General features: G+C 62.4%; 18 protein-coding genes. 10 read left to right on the top strand and 8 right to left on the bottom strand.

The annotated features are described in order from the left end of the window. Positions 1–4: 4 nt before the first annotated feature. From RLCC275e_RS29180 to RLCC275e_RS29155, 6 genes are all read right to left on the bottom strand, one after another. Entirely contained in the window at positions 5–1,600 is a 1,596-nt protein-coding gene (locus RLCC275e_RS29180; RefSeq protein ID WP_033183654.1) for a GMC family oxidoreductase, read from the bottom strand. A gap of 135 nt (positions 1,601–1,735) precedes the next feature. Beyond that, positions 1,736–2,725 (bottom strand): branched-chain amino acid ABC transporter permease, encoded by a 990-nt coding sequence (locus RLCC275e_RS29175; protein ID WP_033183655.1) that lies wholly within the window; start codon positions 2,723–2,725, stop codon positions 1,736–1,738. Between the two features lies 1 nt (position 2,726). Next, positions 2,727–3,614, bottom strand: a complete 888-nt coding sequence (locus RLCC275e_RS29170; RefSeq protein ID WP_033183656.1) for a branched-chain amino acid ABC transporter permease — start codon at positions 3,612–3,614, stop codon at positions 2,727–2,729. 4 nt (positions 3,615–3,618) lie between these two features. Further along, complete coding sequence (locus tag RLCC275e_RS29165) at positions 3,619–4,320, bottom strand: ABC transporter ATP-binding protein (RefSeq protein ID WP_033183657.1); 702 nt, start codon at positions 4,318–4,320, stop codon at positions 3,619–3,621. Further along, entirely contained in the window at positions 4,320–5,102 is a 783-nt protein-coding gene (locus RLCC275e_RS29160) for an ABC transporter ATP-binding protein (protein ID WP_033183658.1), read from the bottom strand. The genes RLCC275e_RS29165 and RLCC275e_RS29160 overlap by 1 nt, the downstream gene beginning before the upstream one ends. 5 nt (positions 5,103–5,107) lie before the next feature. Further along, entirely contained in the window at positions 5,108–6,313 is a 1,206-nt protein-coding gene (locus tag RLCC275e_RS29155) for an ABC transporter substrate-binding protein (RefSeq protein ID WP_033183659.1), read from the bottom strand. Positions 6,314–6,487: 174 nt separating this feature from the next. Here RLCC275e_RS29155 and RLCC275e_RS29150 point away from each other — a divergent pair, with 174 nt between their 5' ends. Next, positions 6,488–7,441 carry a LysR family transcriptional regulator gene (locus RLCC275e_RS29150; RefSeq protein ID WP_033183660.1) on the top strand — a complete coding sequence of 318 codons (954 nt, stop codon included), beginning with the start codon at positions 6,488–6,490 and terminating at the stop codon, positions 7,439–7,441. A 55-nt stretch (positions 7,442–7,496) separates the two neighbouring features. Here the strand turns inward: RLCC275e_RS29150 and RLCC275e_RS29145 are convergent, their stop codons facing one another. Then, the gene (locus RLCC275e_RS29145) at positions 7,497–7,835 is read right to left on the bottom strand and encodes a cupin domain-containing protein (protein ID WP_024319997.1); all 339 of its coding nucleotides are present in this window, start codon (positions 7,833–7,835) and stop codon (positions 7,497–7,499) included. Positions 7,836–7,998: 163 nt separating this feature from the next. On the opposite strand from RLCC275e_RS29145, the gene RLCC275e_RS29140 reads away from it, so the two are divergent. From RLCC275e_RS29140 to RLCC275e_RS29125, 4 genes are all read left to right on the top strand, one after another. Then, a complete protein-coding gene (locus tag RLCC275e_RS29140; RefSeq protein WP_033183661.1) occupies positions 7,999–9,186 on the top strand; it encodes an acyl-CoA dehydrogenase in 1,188 nt (395 codons plus the stop codon). A gap of 92 nt (positions 9,187–9,278) precedes the next feature. After that, entirely contained in the window at positions 9,279–9,737 is a 459-nt protein-coding gene (locus RLCC275e_RS29135) for a DUF4126 family protein (RefSeq protein WP_033183662.1), read from the top strand. Then, positions 9,734–11,095 (top strand): FAD-containing oxidoreductase, encoded by a 1,362-nt coding sequence (locus RLCC275e_RS29130; RefSeq protein WP_033183663.1) that lies wholly within the window; start codon positions 9,734–9,736, stop codon positions 11,093–11,095. The genes RLCC275e_RS29135 and RLCC275e_RS29130 overlap by 4 nt, the downstream gene beginning before the upstream one ends. A 30-nt stretch (positions 11,096–11,125) precedes the next feature. After that, complete coding sequence (locus RLCC275e_RS29125; protein ID WP_033183664.1) at positions 11,126–11,695, top strand: DedA family protein; 570 nt, start codon at positions 11,126–11,128, stop codon at positions 11,693–11,695. Between the two features lie 14 nt (positions 11,696–11,709). Here the strand turns inward: RLCC275e_RS29125 and RLCC275e_RS29120 are convergent, their stop codons facing one another. After that, a complete protein-coding gene (locus tag RLCC275e_RS29120) occupies positions 11,710–12,753 on the bottom strand; it encodes an NAD(P)-dependent alcohol dehydrogenase (RefSeq protein ID WP_033183665.1) in 1,044 nt (347 codons plus the stop codon). 491 nt (positions 12,754–13,244) lie between these two features. Here RLCC275e_RS29120 and RLCC275e_RS29115 point away from each other — a divergent pair, with 491 nt between their 5' ends. The 5 genes from RLCC275e_RS29115 to kdpC all read left to right on the top strand — a co-directional run bounded on the left by RLCC275e_RS29115 (position 13,245) and on the right by kdpC (position 18,022). Then, positions 13,245–13,334, top strand: a complete 90-nt coding sequence (locus RLCC275e_RS29115; protein ID WP_003547774.1) for a K(+)-transporting ATPase subunit F — start codon at positions 13,245–13,247, stop codon at positions 13,332–13,334. 69 nt (positions 13,335–13,403) lie between these two features. Further along, positions 13,404–15,107: a potassium-transporting ATPase subunit KdpA gene (gene kdpA, locus RLCC275e_RS29110; RefSeq protein ID WP_033183667.1), complete on the top strand. Its 1,704-nt coding sequence runs from the start codon at positions 13,404–13,406 to the stop codon at positions 15,105–15,107. A gap of 9 nt (positions 15,108–15,116) precedes the next feature. Next, complete coding sequence (locus RLCC275e_RS29105) at positions 15,117–15,272, top strand: hypothetical protein (protein WP_165402870.1); 156 nt, start codon at positions 15,117–15,119, stop codon at positions 15,270–15,272. A 44-nt stretch (positions 15,273–15,316) separates the two neighbouring features. Further along, complete coding sequence (gene kdpB, locus RLCC275e_RS29100) at positions 15,317–17,377, top strand: potassium-transporting ATPase subunit KdpB (RefSeq protein ID WP_033183668.1); 2,061 nt, start codon at positions 15,317–15,319, stop codon at positions 17,375–17,377. 75 nt (positions 17,378–17,452) lie between these two features. Beyond that, entirely contained in the window at positions 17,453–18,022 is a 570-nt protein-coding gene (gene kdpC, locus RLCC275e_RS29095; protein ID WP_033183669.1) for a potassium-transporting ATPase subunit KdpC, read from the top strand. Positions 18,023–18,128: the final 106 nt, after the last annotated feature.

The following is an 18,128-nucleotide window of genomic DNA, read 5'->3' as shown; positions in this document are numbered from 1 at the left end:
TCTCCTATCGATTGTCTTCGAGGATCATTGCTGCCGCTTTTTCGGCGATCATGATCGTCGGCGAATTGGTGTTGCCCGAGGTGATCGACGGCATCACCGAGGCGTCGGCGATCCTCAGCTTGCCGAGCGCCCGGAATCTCAGCCTGGGATCGACGACGCTGTCCCTGTCGGCGCCCATGCGGCAGGTACCGACGGGATGGAAGATCGTCGTGCCGATATCACCCGCCGCCTGCTCCAGATCGGCCTCCGTCTGATAGGCGGGCCCCGGCTTGAATTCCTCCGGCCTGAAGCGGGCAAATGAAGGCTGCGCGACGATCCTGCGCGTCAACCGTATTGAACGGACAGCTATGTCACGATCGCGCTGCGTCGAGAGGTATTTCGGGCTGATCGTCGGCTGGGCGGCGAAATCCGGGCTCGACAGGTGGACCGAACCGCGGCTTTCTGGCCTCAGATTGCAGACGCTCGCGGTGATCGCCGGGAAAGGATGTACGGGATCGCCGAACTTCTCCAGCGATACCGGCTGCACGTGATATTGCAGATCAGGCGTTTCCCGATCCGGGCCTGATCGGGTGAAGATGCCGAGCTGGCTCGGCGCCATCGCCATCGGCCCGGAGCGGCGGACGAGATATTCGAGCCCGATCGCCGCCTTGCCGATCAGCTTGGTCGCCTTCTCGTTCAGCGTTGGAACGCCCGTGACCTTATAGGCCAGACGCAGTTGCAGATGGTCCTGCAGGTTTTCGCCGACACCCTTCACCTCGGTGACGACATCGACGCCGGCCCGCTGGAGAACCTCCCCCCTGCCGATGCCTGATAGTTCCAGGATATGCGGCGAACCGATCGAACCGGCCGAAAGGACGGTTTCTTTCGCCGCATAGGCGCGTTTCGCCACGCCCCGATGCTGGAATTCGACGCCAGCAACGGCGCCCTCCTCCACCAGCAGCCGCCGGACCTGCGCCTTGGTCAGCACGGTCAGGTTGGAGCGCTTCATCGCCGGGCGTAGGAAGGCCTTCGACGTGTTCCAGCGAATGCCGGAACGCTGATTGACGTCGAAATAGCCGGAACCCTCGTTGCTGCCGCGGTTGAAATCCGCGGTCTCCGGAATGCCGGCTTCCTTGGCCGCCTGCTGGAAGGCATCGAGCACCGCCCAGCGCACCCGCGCTTTCTCGATGCGCCATTCGCCGCCGGCACCATGCATCTCGTCTTCGCCGCGATAAAAATCCTCGGACTTGCGGAAGAACGGCAGAACATCGTCCCAGCCCCAGCCGGTGCAGCCCATCTGCCGCCAGAGGTCATAATCACGCGCCTGGCCGCGCATGTAGATCATGCCGTTGATCGACGAACAGCCGCCGAGAACCTTGCCGCGCGGATAGCTCAGCGCCCGGCCGTTCAGCCCCGCTTCCGGCGCCGTGGTGAAACACCAGTCAGTGCGCGGATTGTTGATGCAATAGAGATAACCGACCGGAATATGGATCCAGTGGTAGTTGTCGCTGCCGCCGGCTTCGAGCAGCAGTACGCGGCTCCGGCCATCGGCGGACAGCCGGTTGGCGAGCACGCAGCCGGCGCTGCCTGCCCCGATGATGATGTAGTCGTAACGATCCATGCCCCGCATGAGACTCCAGATGCTTGCCGCTTCCCCCTCCCCGCAGCACGGGGAGAGGAAGAGTCGCAGCGCCGCCGCCCGTCTCCTTTCCCGGGAAAGAGCGGTTCTTTCCTGGAAAAAGACAGGTCCGCCCGTTCAGCGGCGATAGACGAAGCCCAGTTTCCGCCCCAGCCGCGAGGCGTAAAATTCGCCGATGATGCCGCGGCGGAAGATCAGCACGCAGACCATGAAGACGATGCCGGTGATGATCGTCACCGGAAATTCCGAGGTGGCCAGGTAATTTTCCAGCGCCACCACCAGCCCGGCGCCGAAGAGCGGGCCGATCAGCGTGCCGATGCCGCCAAGCAGCGTCATCAGGATCACCTCGCCCGACATCTGCCAGGCGACATCGGTCAGCGTCGCAAACTGGAAGACGATCGATTTCACAGCACCCGCGAGCCCCGCAAGCGCTGCCGACATGACGAAAGCGCCGAGTTTGTAGCGCGCTACGGAATAACCGAGAGAGATTGCCCGCTGCTCATTTTCGCGAATCGATTTCAGGATCATGCCGAAGGGCGAATTGATAAAGCGCCAGATGATCAAGACGCCGACGATGAAAACAGCCAGCACGAAATAATACATGTTGGTCGAGCTGTTCAGATCGATGAAGCCGAAGAGGTGGCCGCGCGGCACAGACTGGATGCCATCCTCGCCTTCGGTGAACTTCGCCTGCAGGCAGAAGAAGAAGAACATCTGCGACAGCGCCAGCGTGATCATCGCGAAATAAATGCCCTGGCGGCGGATGGCGAAGAAGCCCATGACGAGGCCGAGAAACGCCGCACCCACCACCCCAATCAGGATGCCGAGTTCCGGCGGCAGGCCCCATGTCTTCACCGTATAGGCGGTGAAATAGGCCGCTCCCCCGAAGAAGGTGGCGTGGCCGAAGGAAAGCAGGCCGGTATAGCCGAGCAGCAGGTTGAAGGCGCAGGCAAAGAGCGCGAAGCAGAGCAGCTTCATCAGGAAGATCGGATAGAAGAAAAACGGCGCCAGCAGCAGGAGCAGCAGCCCCGCCAGCAGAAATCCCGCCTGCACCGAAAGGGCGGTTCGGTTTTTTTCCGTTCGGATGGTTTCGGTGATGTCAGCCATGTCAAGCATCCCGTCCGAAGAGGCCAGCGGGCCTGATGAGAAGCACGATCGCCATGATGACGAAGATCACGATGTTGGAAGCCTCGGGATAGAAGACCTTGGTCAGGCCCTCGGCGATGCCGAGCATATAACCGGTGATGATCGCGCCCATGATCGATCCCATGCCGCCGACGACGACGACCGCGAAGACGACGATGATCATGTTCGATCCCATCAGCGGCGAGACCTGGTAGATCGGCGCTGCCAGCACGCCGGCAAAGGCGGCAAGACCCGCGCCGAGCGCGTATGTGAGCGTCAGGAGCACCGGCACGTTGACGCCGAAGACCTGCACCAGCACGGCGTTTTCCGTGGCGGCCCTGAGATAGGCCCCAAGTTTGGTCTTCTCGATCAGCAGCCAGGTACCGAGGCAGACGACAAGCGAGACGACCACCACCCAGCCGCGATAGATCGGCAGGAACATGAAGCCGAGGTTGGCCCCGCCGGCGAGCGCCGCCGGCGTCGCATAGGGCTGGCCGGAAGAGCCGTAGAGGTAACGGAAGGTGCCCTCGACCGCGAGTGCCAGCCCGAAGGTGAAGAGCAGGCCGTAGAGCGGATCGAGATCATAGAGCCGGCGCAGGAACAGTCGCTCGATGACGGCACCGGCAAGGCCGACGATAACAGGCGCCAGGATCAGCGACGGCCAGTAGCCGATGCCGGCATAGGTCAGCAGCAGGTAGGCGACGAAGGCGCCGAGCATATATTGCGCGCCATGGGCGAAGTTGATCACCCGGAGCAGGCCGAAGATGATGGCGAGGCCGAGGCTGAGCAGCGCATAGAACGAGCCGTTGATCAGGCCGATCAGCAGCTGGCCGAACAACGCCTGCAGGGGAATGCCGAAGATCATCGTCATCTGGTCATACTCCCAGAACCTTGTGCAGCGTATCCATGCGCTGCGGCAGTTCACCGACCGGGAATTCCGACACCATCTGCCCATGATCCATCAGATAGAAGCGATCGGCAATACGGCTGGCGAAACGGAAGTTCTGCTCGACGAGCAGGATCGTCATGCCGCGCTCCTTCAGGGTCTTCAGCACCTCGCCGATGCGCTGGACGATCACGGGGGCAAGCCCTTCCGTCGGTTCGTCGAGAATAAGCAGCCTGACGCCGGTGCGTAGGATTCGCGCGATCGCCAGCATCTGCTGCTCGCCGCCTGAGAGTTTGGTGCCCGGACTGCCACGGCGCTCGTAGAGATTGGGGAAGAGCTCGTAGATCTCGTCGAGCGTCATCCCACCTCCTGCCACGACAGGCGGCAGCAGCAGATTTTCCGAGACGGTGAGCGTCGAGAAGATGCCGCGCTCCTCCGGCACGAAGCCGATGCCCCGATGCGCCGTCTTGTGCAGCGGCACCTCCATCATATCGCTGCCGGCAAAGCTGATCTTGCCCTTACGGGCACGCACGATGCCGGTGATGGTGCGCAGCGTCGTCGTCTTGCCGACGCCGTTGCGGCCGAGAATGGTGATCGTCTCGCCTTCACCGACGTGCATATCGACGCCGTGCAGGACATGGCTTTCGCCGTACCAGGCATTGAGACTTTGGACTTCGAGGAGAGCGGCCATCAATGCTCCTCCGTGCCCATATAGGCCACGCGTACGCGCTCGTCCTGGCTGACTGTGGCATAATCGCCCTCGGCGAGGATCTCGCCACGCTGCAGCACCGTGACATGCTGGCAGATATTGGCGACGACGGAGAGATTGTGCTCGACCATCAGCACCGCCCGCTCGCGGGCGACCTCGCGGATGATGGATGAGACGACGCCGACATCCTCCTGCCCCATGCCGGCCATCGGCTCGTCAAGCAGCAGCACCTTGGGATCAAGCGCCAGCGTGGTGGCGATCTCCAGCACGCGCTTGCGGCCATAGGAAAGATCGGCGGCGATATGATCGCGCTCCATGGAAAGCCCGACGCTGGCGAGCAGTTGCTCGGCGCGCTCGTTCAGCCGGTCGAGCGCCGAAATCGGCCGCCAGAACTGCGTGGAAAGATTGTTCGGCCGCTGCAGCGCCACACGCACATTGTCGAGAACGCTCAGGTGCGGGAAGACCGCGGAGATTTGGAAAGAGCGTACCAGCCCCATGCGCGCCACCTTGTCGGGTGGCGTCTTGGTGATGTCGACGCCCATCAGGCTGATGGTGCCTGAGGTCGGCTGCAGGAACTTGGTCAGCAGGTTGAAGACAGTCGTCTTGCCGGCTCCATTAGGGCCGATCAGCGCATGCACGCTTGCATCATGCACGTCGAGATCGACGTTCTTGACGGCCGTAAAGCCGCCGAAATCACGACGCAGGCCGCGGGCGGACAACACCACCCGCGGCTTTTCCAGAGTTTCAATTGCGGAAACCGCCATCGCGCTTACTTCACCAGATCGCAGCCGCTCTTGGCGGGATCGATATAGGCTTCCTTGCCGGGAATGGTGGCGAGCACGTTGAAGTAATCCCACGGCTCCTTGCTTTCGGCAGGCTTCTTGACCTGCAGCAGGTACATGTCGTGGATCATGCGGCCATTGGCGCCGACCGTGCCGCCGCGGCCGAAGACGTCATCGACCGGCATTTCATGCAACTGCTTGGCGACGGCTTCCGTCTCGTCGGTACCGGCCTTCTCCACCGCCTTCAGATATTGCGTCACTGCCGAATAGGTGCCGGTGTGGATCATGTTCGGCATCTTGCCGGTGCGGGCGAAGAACTTCTTGGCGAAGGCGCGGCTTTCGTCGTCGCGATTCCAGTAAAAACCTTCCGTCAGGGTCAACCCTTGAGCCGCTTCGAGGCCGAGGCCGTGGACTTCGGCGAGCGTGAAGAGCAGCGCCGCCAGATGCTGGCCGCCCTGGGTGATACCGAATTCGGCCGCCTGCTTGATGGCGTTCGAGGTGTCGAGGCCGGCATTGGCAAGGCCGATCACCTTGGCGCCGGACGATTGCGCCTGTAGCAGGAAGGACGAGAAGTCCTGGGTCGACAGCGGATGGCGGACAGCGCCGACAAGCTTGCCGCCGCTCGCCTTGACATAATCGCTGGTCTGCTGCTCCAGCGAATAGCCGAAGGCATAGTCGGCGGTCAGGAAGAACCAGCTGTCGCCGCCCTGCTTGACGAGCGCGCCGCCGGTGCCGACGGCCAATGCATGCGTATCGTAGGCCCAATGGAAGCCATAAGGCGAGCAGGCCTTGCCGGTGAGATCCGTCGTCGCCGCACCGGTGACGATGTCGATCTTCTTCTTTTCCTTGCCGATCGCCTGTACGGCGAGCGCCACCGACGAGGTCGTCAGTTCCATGATCGCATCCACCTGCTCGGTGTCGTACCACTGGCGAGCGATGTTGGAGGCGATATCAGGCTTGTTCTGGTGGTCGGCATCGACGATCTCGACCGGTACACCCAGGACCTTGCCACCGAAATCCTCGACCGCCATCTTGGCGGCTTCGACGGAGGACTTGCCGCCAAAATCGGCATAGACACCCGACTGGTCGTTCAGGATGCCGATCTTGACCTTGCCGTCGGTCGCGCTCTGCGCGAGCACCGCTGTGCTGCTTGCAAGCAGAAATGCAACTGATGCAATGAGATTCTTTCGCATATGATCTCCTCCCAGAGATTGGCCAGATTGCGGATCTGTTCAAATTTGGCCAGCCGCACTCCTCAGAACGACGGACCCTCACCTTACGATCACGGAAATTCCGCCCTGAGGCAACGGGTGATTTACAACTAATTCCAAACAGTATCTGTTCGTTTTTGAACAGAGGGGATCGCGATGAACAATCCACCGCAGTTTACTTGGGACGATCTGCAGTTTTTTCTAGCCGTCGCCCGCACTGGACAGCTATCGACGGCAGCGCGCCAGCTGCGCTCCAGCCATGCCACCGTCTCGCGCCGCATCGACCGGCTGGAGTTCACCCTCAAGGTCAAGCTGTTCGAGCGCAATCCGCGCGGCTACGTGCTGACTGCCATGGGCACGCGCTTCGTCGAGACCGCCGAAAGGATGGAGCAGGAGACCGAGCGGCTGCGCGCCGACCTCGCCGACGGCTCGATGGCGCAGCGCGGCCTCGTGCGGCTCAGCGCGCCGGAGGGTTTTGCCAATTTCTTCTTCGCGACCGTGCTGCCGCAGTTTGCCGCGCAGCATCCGCATCTCTCGCTCGAACTGGTGACGATTCAGCAGATCATGTCGTTGTCGCGCAAGGAGGCCGATCTTTCCGTCGTGCTCGACGAGCCGAAGGGCGGGCCTTACTTCGCCGAGAAGCTGACCGACTATCATCTGCAGATCTATGGCTCGCGCGACTATCTGGCGAAGGCCGCGCCCATCACTTGCCGCGAAGACCTGCTTGAGCATCCCTTCGTCAGCTATATCGAGGAGATGATTTTCGCGCCGGGCCTGGATTACCTCGGCGATGTGCACCCGCGCATCAAGCCGCAGTTCCAAAGCTCCAGCATCTTCGCACAGCTCACCGCCACCAGAAACGGTCTCGGCCTCTGCATCCTACCCTATTTCTTCGCCAGCCGTTATCCCGAACTCGTGCGCGTGCTGCCAGACGAGATCGACCTCAAGCGCCATTACTGGATCACCTGTCATCGCGACCTCAAACAGGCGCCACGCGTACGCGCCGTTATCGATTTCCTGCGCGAGGCGGTGCGCGGCGAAGATGCGCGCTTCGTGCCGCCCTATGTCACGGCCGCCGGCCCGGCGCGCCGGACAAGAACGGACATTTAATTAGACCATGAGTGTCGTGCGAAAACCGTTCACACTTTTCGGCATCATGCTCTGGTTACTTCAGGAATTCGGCCCGGTGCGGCGTGAATGCATCGATCAGCCGGCCCTTTTCCAGCGCCTTGACGCCATGGATCAGATTGGGGGGTACGATGAAGCTGCCGCCCTGCTTGAGCACCTCGGTTCGGCCATCGATCGTCACTTCGAAACTGCCTTCGGCCACGTAGCTGGCCTGGATGTGCGGATGCGAATGGGCCGCGCCCACGGCGCCGCTTTCGAAAGCCACTTCCACCATCATCATCTCGGGCAGATAGGTCATGATACGCCTGACGACGCCGGGCTCGGGATTGACCCATTCGGCGCCTTCGGCCGATACGAACAGATCGCTTGACGACATTTCCGCCTCCTCGTTCCAGAATCGATCGCGGGCAAAGTGGATCATGCCGACGCTTTTGAAAAGATGGCGCGGCCGGTCTTTTCGAGACTGCCGCCTTCTGTTGACGCGGTGGGCTGGCGGGTCTATGGCCAACTTGAGCGAGGCAAGCTGAGGAGACACCGCCATGCAGCATACGCGCGAAGTTTTCGACTGGGCCGATCCGTTCCGCCTGGTAGAGCAACTGACCAGCGAAGAGCGCATGGTGCAGGACACCGCCCACGCCTATGCGCAGGAAAAGCTTGCTCCCCGCGTTCTCGACGCCTTCCGCAATGAAAAAACCGATCCTGAGATCTTCCGCGAAATGGGCGAACTCGGCCTGCTCGGCCCGACGATCTCGCCGGATTATGGTGGCGCCGGCCTCGGTTATGTGGCCTACGGCCTGATCGCCCGCGAGGTCGAAAGGGTCGACAGTGGCTATCGTTCGATGATGAGCGTCCAGTCCTCACTGGTGATGGTTCCGATCGAAACCTTCGGCTCCGAGGCGCAGAAGCTGAAATACCTGCCGAAACTCGCCACCGGCGAATGGATCGGCTGCTTCGGCCTGACCGAACCCGATCATGGCTCCGACCCCGGCTCGATGGCAACACGCGCCAAGAAGGTCGACGGCGGCTACAGCCTCACCGGCTCGAAGACCTGGATCTCCAACGCGCCGATCGCCGATGTCTTCGTCGTCTGGGCAAAGACCGAGGATGGCCTCATCCGCGGCTTCATCCTCGAAAAGGGCTGGAAAGGACTTTCGGCGCCCGCGATCCACGGCAAGGTGGGCTTGCGTGCCTCGATCACCGGCGAAGTCGTGATGGACGGGGTCTTCGTGCCTGAAGAAAACCTTCTGCCTGATGTGACCGGCCTCAAGGGACCATTCACCTGCCTCAACTCGGCCCGTTTCGGCATCGCCTGGGGCGCGCTCGGTGCTGCCGAGGATTGTTATGCCAGAGCCCGGCAATATACGCTGGAGCGCAAGCAGTTCGGCCGGCCGCTCGCCGCCAACCAGCTGATCCAGAAGAAGCTCGCCGATATGTTGGCGGAGATCTCGCTCGGTCTTCAGGGCTGCCTGCGGCTCGGCCGCATGAAGGAGGAAGGCCATCCACCGGTGGAGCTGACCTCGATCCTCAAGCGCAACAGCTGCGGCAAGGCGCTGGAGATCGCGCGTGCGGCCCGCGACATGCTCGGCGGCAACGGCATCTCCGACGAATTCGGCATCGCCCGGCATCTCGTCAACCTCGAAGTGGTCAACACCTATGAGGGCACGCACGACATCCACGCGCTGATCATCGGCCGGGGGATCACCGGCATCGCCGCCTTTGCAAACTAGGCCGGCTGCCGGGGAAGGCGAATTGCCACGCGCCTGACAATGTGCAACCTTCCCTGACGACGGCAAGAGCCGGCAAAAAGGGGGATCGCCGCATGTTTCTGCTTCTTGCATTGCTGATTGGTGTCATATCAGGGCTTCGCGCCATGACGGCGCCGGCCGCCGTCGCCTGGGGCGCGGCGCTTGGCTGGTTTGATGTCTTGCAGACGCCGCTGGCCTTCATGGGTTATCAATGGACGCCGTGGATCTTCACGCTTCTCGCCGTCGTCGAACTGATCACCGACCAGCTGCCGTCCACGCCGTCGCGCAAGGTGCCGGTGCAGTTCGGCGCCCGCATTGTCACCGGCGCGCTGGCCGGCGCCACGATCGGTGCCGCCAGCGGCCTGCTGTTCGGCGGGTTGATCGCCGGGGTGATCGGCGCCGTCATCGGCACATATGGAGGCGCCGCCCTCCGCGGCAGGCTTGCTGCCTCCTTCGGCAAGGATCTGCCGGCCGCTCTCATCGAGGATGCCGTCGCCGTCATCGGCGCGCTATTGATCGTGGCCTTGTCATGAAGAGCTTCGACGCCATCGTCATCGGGGGCGGCCAGGCCGGCCCCTTCCTCGCCGCCCGCATGGTCGAAAAGGGCATGAAGGTGGCGCTGATCGAGCGCAAGTTCCTCGGCGGCACCTGCGTCAATGCCGGCTGCATGCCGACGAAGACGCTGGTCGCCAGCGCCCGCGCCGCCCATGTCGCGAGAAACGGCGCCGTTTACGGCGTCAATATTCCGGGCGAGATCGCCATCGACATGAAGGTGGTGAGGGCCCGTGCCGAAACCGTGACCATGAACGCCCGCAACGGCCTGATCGGCTGGTTCGCCGGCATGGACGGCATGACCGTGATCTACGGCCACGCCCGTTTCGAGGACCCGAAGACCGTCAGCGTCAACGGCGAGACGCTGACCGCACCGCGCATCTTCCTCAATGTCGGAGCGCGGCCGGTCATCCCCGACCTGCCGGGGATCAAGGATATCGATTACCTCACCAGCACTTCGATTATCCATCTCGATACGCTGCCCCGGCATCTGGCCGTCATCGGCGGCAGTTATATCGGGCTGGAATTCGCGCAGATGTATCGCCGCTTCGGCGCCGAAGTCAGCGTCATCGAGCATGGCCCGAAGCTCGCATCGCGCGAGGACGAGGATATTTCAGACGCGATCGCCGATGTCCTGCGCTCGGAGGGCATCGACATTCATACCGGCGTCAGCGACATCGCCTTCGCCAGGAGCAGCGACGGAATAACGGTCGCCACCGATTCAGCGAGGATCGATGCGAGCCATGTGCTGATCGCCACCGGCCGCAAGCCGAACACCGACGATCTGGGCCTCGATGCCGCCGGCGTCATCACCGACAAGCACGGTTATATCACCGTCAATGACAGCCTTGCCACCAATGTCGACGGCATCTGGGCGCTCGGCGACTGCAACGGCCACGGCGCCTTCACCCACACCTCCTACAATGATTTCGAGATCGCCGCCGCCAATCTGCTCGACGGCGCCGACCGCAAACTCTCGAGCCGCATCCCGGCCTATGCGCTCTACATCGACCCGCCGCTCGGCCGTGTCGGCATGACGGAGAAGCAGGCACGCGCCTCGGGACGCAAGATCATGATCTCGACCCGGCCGATGAGCCGCGTCGGCCGCGCCAACGAGCGCGGCGAGACCAAGGGCTTCATGAAGGTGATCGCCGACGCCGAGACCAAAAAAATCCTCGGCGCTGCGATCCTGGGCATCGAGGGCGACGAGGTGATCCACGGCATCATCGACGCGATGAATGCAGGAACGACCTATCCCGCTTTGCAATGGTCGGTGCCGATCCATCCGACAGTGTCGGAGCTGATCCCGACGCTGCTTGGGGATCTGAAGCCGGTTTAGCTGTACAAACCCTGAGCCGAGGACAGCTGCGTGTCTATCGAACTGCTGATCGAGCAATACGGCCTGTTGGCGATATTTCTGGGTGCGGCCTTCGAAGGCGAAACAGCCGCCTTCCTTGGCGGCGTCATTTCTCACCGCGGGCTGCTGACCTATTGGTCGGCGTCGCTGGCAGCAACGGCGGGATCTTTCGCCGGCGATCAGTTCTGGTTCTTCGCCGGCCGTTACGCGGCTCGATGGGGTCTCGTCCGCCGGCTGATGGAAAGACCGGCGCTGGCGCGCGCCACCCGGCTTCTGGAAAGATATCCCACAGGCTTCATCCTTGCGTTTCGTTTTCTGGTCGGCCTGCGGACGATCAGCCCGATCGTCATCGGGACGACGCGAATAGCGACGGGTAAATTCATCATCCTGAATGTTGCGGCCGCGCTGGTGTGGGGGCAGCTTTTCACGGCGCTCGGTTACTTGTTCGGGCACGGCATCCAACAGACATTGGGCCACCTTCCCCTTCATCGCCATCTGCTGATCGCAGTCGGAGCCGCGGCTGTCGTCGCAGGCGCGGCTCTTGTCTTTCGCAAAATGAAACTGAGAGCCCGGCCCTCATAGAAGCGCTGTAGCGCCTATTCCATCACGATTTGCAGCTTCACGTCGCTCGGCCGAGCCTCGACCGCGCGATCAAACGCCTTGATCGAATCCTCGAATTTGAAGGTCTCGGAAATCAGCGGCTTCAGATCCACGCGTCCCGAGCCGAGCAGCGCGATCGAACGCTCATATTGGTGCGCGTAGCGGAACACCGTCTCGATGCGGATTTCCTTGGTGGATGCCGTCGAGACGTCGAAGCCGATCGGGTTGACCGGCAGTCCAACGACGACGATGACGCCGCCCGGGCGCGGCAGCGCCATGATCGTTTCCCAGGCCTTCGGCGAACCCGAGCATTCGAAGACGACATCGGCGCCCCAGCCGTCGGTCAGCCGGCCGACCTCTTCGGCCAGGTTCTTCTCGCGGATATTCACCGCAATGACGCCCTGGTACTGCGCGGCGATATCGAGCTTCGGCTGGGCAAGATCGGCGACGATCGCGCGGGCGCAGCCGCCGGCAAGGGCCGCGATCGCCACCATCGTGCCGATCGGCCCGGCGCCGAGGACGACGGCAGTATCACCAGGCGTAATCTTCGCCTTGGTGGCCGCCTGCATACCGACGGCGAAGGGCTCGACCATGGCGCCTTCGGCAAAGCTGACATTGTCAGGCAGCTTGAAGGTGTAATTGGCGGGATGCACGACCTCCGGCGTCAGCACGCCGTGAATCGGCGGGGTCGCCCAGAAGGTGACGGCCGGGTCGATATTGTACATGCCGAGCCGGCTTGCCTTGGAATTCGGATCCGGAATGCCGGGCTCCATGCAGACGCGGTCGCCGACTTTCAGATGCGTGACGCCGGCCCCGACCTCGACCACCGTGCCTGCCGCCTCATGGCCGAGCACCATCGGCGCGTTGACGACGAAGGGGCCGATCTTGCCGTGGGTGTAATAATGCACGTCCGAACCGCACACGCCGACGGTGTGGATCCTGATCTTCACCTCGCCGGGGCCGGTTTCGAGCGGCAGATCGATATCGCGAAGCGCAAGCTCATGCTGGCGCTCGAGGACAAGCGCGCGGACTTTGGTCATCGTCGGTTTCCTTCCCTAGTGGCTTGCCCATGACTCCATCGGGCAGCGTCGAAGCCGACTATAAAGCCCGAAGCCTTCCCAATTCAACCAGATTGCGAAGGCTTTTGCTCAACAAATGAAAAAATGCTCACTCGGACTTGCCGAGGTTCTGTGCCGGCAACGGTCCGTCGGGAAACAGCGCCAGCCTGGTCTGACGGCGAGCAGCCTCGGAAGGGCATTTATAAGATTTTTATATAGATGGCCTGTCGTCCGTCTCGAACCTTTATGCGCTTCGGCTCCATATTGATGGCCGAGAGATCGAAAAGATCATCTCCACGCCAGAAAGCATGAAAGGCGGCCTCCCGGCGCCCTTTGTCTTGTCTGACTCCAAGAAGAACAACAGGAGTCACGATCATGATGGATATCATTCTACTCGGCACCGCGATCATATTCTTCGCGCTGTGCTTTGCCTACACCCGAGCCTGCGACAGGCTTTGACAGGAGAAGCGACGATGACCCTCGATTATGTCTTGAGCGGTGCCGTAACCGTGTTTCTCACCGTTTACCTCACCTACGCTCTCCTTCGCCCAGAACGCTTTTGAAGAGAACTGGCGCTTCTGAGGTCGCGCATGCGCGACCGAGAAGCAGCCGGGTATTGAAAGTTACCCCAAATGACCCTCAACGGATGGCTTCAGATCCTGCTTTATTGCGGGATCGTCCTCGTGCTCGTCAAACCGCTCGGCGGTTACATGACGCGTGTCTACAATGGCGAGCGCACATTCCTCTCCCCGGTCCTCGTTCCGATCGAACGGGGGCTTTACCGTATTGCAGGCACCAGCGAGCGCGAGGAGCAGCATTGGACCTCCTATGCCTTCGCGATGCTGATGTTCAACCTGCTCGGCGTGCTCGTCCTCTACGCGCTCCTGCGCCTGCAGGACATCCTGCCCTATAATCCGGCCGGCATGGCCGCCGTCCCGCCGGAGCTTTCGTTCAACACCGCCGTCAGCTTTCCCACAAACACCAACTGGCAGAATTACGGCGGCGAAAGCACCATGTCGTACCTGACCCAGATGGCCGGCTTCACGGTGCAGAACTTTCTGTCCGCCGCGACCGGCATGGCGATCGCTGTCGCCTTCATCCGTGCCTTCGCACGGGCGTCGGGCAAGGCGATCGGCAATTTCTGGGTCGATATGATCCGCGGCACGTTCTACATCCTGTTGCCGATCTGCATCGTGCTGACCATCGTCTACGTCTATCTCGGCGTGCCGCAGACGCTTGGGCCCTATGTCAATGCGACCACGCTCGAAGGCGCGCAGCAGACGATTGCCGTCGGCCCCGTAGCCTCGCAGCTTGCGATCAAGATGCTTGGCACCAACGGCGGCGGCTTCTTCAACGCCAATTCGGCCCATCCGTTCGAAAATCCCGACGCGATCTCCAATCTCATCCAGATGGTGTCGATCTTCGCGATCGGTGCGGCTTTAACCAACGTCTTCGGCCGCATGGTCGGCAACCAGCGCCAGGGCTGGGCGATCCTGGCCACGATGGGCGTGCTGTTCCTCGCAGGCGTCATCATCACCTATTGGGCGGAAGCTGCCGGCAATCCGCTGATGCATGCTTTCGGTCTGGGTGGCGGCAATATGGAAGGCAAGGAAGTCCGCTTCGGCGTCGCCCTGTCCTCGCTCTTTGCGGTCATCACCACGGCGGCCTCGTGCGGCGCGGTCAACGCCATGCATGGCAGTTTCACCGCGCTTGGCGGCCTCATCCCGCTGATTAACATGCAACTCGGCGAAATCATCGTCGGCGGTGTCGGCGCAGGTTTCTACGGCATCCTGCTGTTCATCATCGTCGCCGTCTTCGTCGCCGGCCTGATGGTCGGCCGCACGCCGGAATATCTCGGCAAGAAGATCGAGGCGAAGGAAATGAAAATGGCCGTTCTCGCCATCCTCTGCCTGCCGCTCGCCATGCTCGTCTTCACCGCGATCGCCACCGTGCTGCCTTCCGCCGTCGCCTCCGTCGGCACCGCCGGCCCGCACGGTTTCTCCGAGATTCTCTACGCCTATACGTCGGCTGCGGCCAACAACGGCTCGGCGTTCGGCGGCCTGACCGGCAATACGCCCTGGTACAACATCACTCTCGGCATCGGCATGCTCGCTGGCCGCTTCCTGGTCATCATCCCGGCGCTTGCCATCGCCGGCTCGCTGATCGCCAAGAAGACGGTCCCAGCCTCGGCGGGCACCTTCCCGACGGACGGTCCGCTCTTCGTCGGCCTTCTCGTCGGCACGATCCTGATCGTCGGCGGTCTGACTTTCTTCCCGGCACTGGCGCTCGGCCCGATCGTCGAACACCTGGTTGCGATCGCGGGGCAGACCTTCTGAGGTAATGTCATGATCCTCCGTCATAGGCTCCGCAAAGCCCTCCATCCACGTCCCGGTACGCCGGGACGTGGAAATGGCCCGATGGCCCGCGCCTCCGACATCATCCTGGTGATGATGGCAGGCCTCCTCGTCATCGCCGCCGCATTCAAGATCTTACAGGGCTGACCGGCCGCCGGTTCGCCATCCTCGTTTCAAAGCTGGAGTCTCTTATGAGCCAGGCAAAATCCGCGAGCATCATGGATTCTCGCATCCTCATTCCGGCCGTGGGCGCCGCTTTCAAGAAGCTGAACCCACGGGCGCTTGCCAGAAACCCGGTCATGTTCGTCGTGGCCACGGTCTCGGTGCTGACCACCGTCCTCTTCCTGCGCGATCTCGTAGCAGGCAACGGCAATCTCGGCTTCTCGTTCCAGATCAATCTCTGGCTCTGGTTCACCGTCCTCTTCGCCAATTTCGCCGAAGCCGTCGCCGAAGGCCGCGGCAAGGCGCAGGCGGATTCGCTGCGCAAAGCGCGCACCGAAACCCAGGCGAAGCTTTTAACCGGTACGGACCGCACCCAGTTCAAGTTGGTGCCCGGCACTAGCCTCAAGGTCGGCGATGTTGTGATCGTCGATGCAGGCGACATCATCCCGTCAGATGGCGAAGTCATCGAAGGCGTCGCCTCCGTCAACGAAGCGGCGATCACCGGCGAATCCGCCCCTGTTATCCGCGAATCCGGCGGCGACCGCTCGGCCGTCACCGGCGGGACGCAGGTGCTGTCCGACTGGATCCGCGTGCGCATCACCGCGGCTGCTGGCTCGACCTTCATCGACCGGATGATTGCGCTCGTCGAAGGCGCCGAACGCCAGAAGACGCCGAACGAGATCGCGCTTAACATCCTGCTCGCCGGCATGACGCTGATCTTCGTGCTCGCCACCGCGACGATCCCGAGCTTTGCTATCTATGCCGGCGGCTCGATCCCGATCATCGTGCTCGTCGCCCTCTTCGTCACCCTGATCCCGACAACGATCGGCGCGCTGCTGTCGGCAATCGGCATTGCCGGCATGGACCGCCTCGTTCGCTTCAACGTGCTTGCCATGTCCGGCCGCGCGGTCGAAGCCGCCGGCGACGTCGACACACTGCTGCTCGACAAGACGGGCACGATCACACTCGGCAATCGCCAGGCGACGACCTTCCGTCCGGTCCGCGGCGTTTCCGAACAGGATCTTGCCGATGCCGCCCAGCTCGCCTCGCTTGCCGACGAAACGCCGGAAGGCCGCTCCATCGTCGTGCTCGCCAAGGAGAAATACGCGATCCGCGGCCGTGACATGGCAAGCCTGAAGGCCACCTTCGTGTCGTTTACCGCCCAGACCCGCATGAGCGGCGTCGATCTCGAAGGCGCTTCGATCCGCAAGGGTGCCGTCGATGCCGTGCTGACCTATGTCAACGGCGACGCATCCCCGAAGAACGGCAGCGAGGTCGTGCGTGAACTGCAGTCGATCGCCGACGAGGTCGCCAAATCGGGCGGCACGCCGCTGGCCGTTGCTCGCGACGGCAGGCTGCTCGGCATCATCCAGCTGAAGGATATCGTCAAGGGTGGCATCCGCGAGCGCTTCACCGAGCTGCGCCGCATGGGCATCCGCACCGTGATGATCACCGGCGATAACCCGCTGACGGCAGCCGCCATCGCAGCCGAAGCCGGCGTCGACGACTTCCTCGCCCAGGCAACGCCGGAGATGAAGCTGGCGCTGATGCGCGAGGAACAGTCGAAGGGCAAGCTCGTCGCCATGTGCGGCGACGGCACCAACGATGCGCCGGCGCTTGCCCAGGCCGATGTCGGCGTCGCCATGAACACCGGCACCGTCGCCGCCCGCGAGGCCGGCAACATGGTCGATCTCGATAGCGATCCGACGAAGCTCATCGAGATCGTCGAGATCGGCAAGCAGCTCCTGATGACACGCGGCGCGCTGACGACGTTTTCGATCGCCAACGACATTGCCAAGTACTTCGCCATCATCCCGGCGATGTTCCTGACCTTCTACCCGCAGCTCGGCGTGCTCAACATCATGGGATTGTCGACGCCGCAAAGCGCCATCCTCTCGGCAATCATCTTCAATGCGCTGATCATCATCGCGTTGATCCCGCTGTCATTGAAGGGTGTCCGCTACCGTCCGATCGGCGCTGGCGCGCTGCTCAGCCGCAACCTGCTCATCTACGGCCTCGGTGGCATCATCGTCCCCTTCATCGGCATCAAGGCGATCGACATGGCTGTCGCAGCCCTCGGCCTCGCCTAAGGCCTGGAGTCATCCCGGTTCCGAGAGGATCGGAACCGGAGCTCTTCGCAAAAGAACACTCCAAGGAGTAAGACAATGTTGAAAGAACTTCGTCCGGCAATCGTCATGATCGTCGCCACCACGGCCATAACAGGCCTTCTCTATCCGCTCGCCATGACGGGTGCTGCCCAGGCCCTCTTCCCGACCCAGGCGAACGGCAGCCTGATCGAGAACAACGGCCAGGTGATCGGCTCGACGCTGATCGGCCAGGCCTTCACCAGCGACAAATATTTCCACGGCCGCCCCTCGGCCGCCGGCGACGGCTACAATGCGACTGCCTCCAGCGGCTCAAACCTCGGCCCGACCAGCCAGAAGCTGATCGACCGCGTCAAGGGTGACTACGAGGCAGCCAAGGCGGCGAACCCGACGGCTGACGTGCCCGCAGACCTCGTCACCGCATCGGGCAGCGGCCTCGATCCGCATATCTCCCCGGAGGCCGCTTACTTCCAGGTGGCGCGCGTCGCCAAGGCGCGAAGCCTGGACGAGGCCAAGGTCAAGGCGCTGGTCGACGGTGCCGTTCAAGGCCGCGAACTCGGCATTCTCGGCGAATCCACAGTCAATGTTCTGGCGTTGAATCAGAGCCTTGATGCTTCTATGACTCAGTGACCCTGGCAGGCTGGGGACGAGTTTGGCGAAAAGGCCAACCCCGCTCTCCGTCATCCTCGGGCTTGACCCGAGGATCCATGCCCGTGGCTGCTGACGGATGCGGCTT

The sequence above is a fragment of the Rhizobium brockwellii genome (assembly GCF_000769405.2).
Classification (GTDB): domain Bacteria; phylum Pseudomonadota; class Alphaproteobacteria; order Rhizobiales; family Rhizobiaceae; genus Rhizobium; species Rhizobium brockwellii.
Note: the sequence above shows the minus strand (reverse complement) of the source record. Positions and strands in the feature narration are given on the sequence as shown.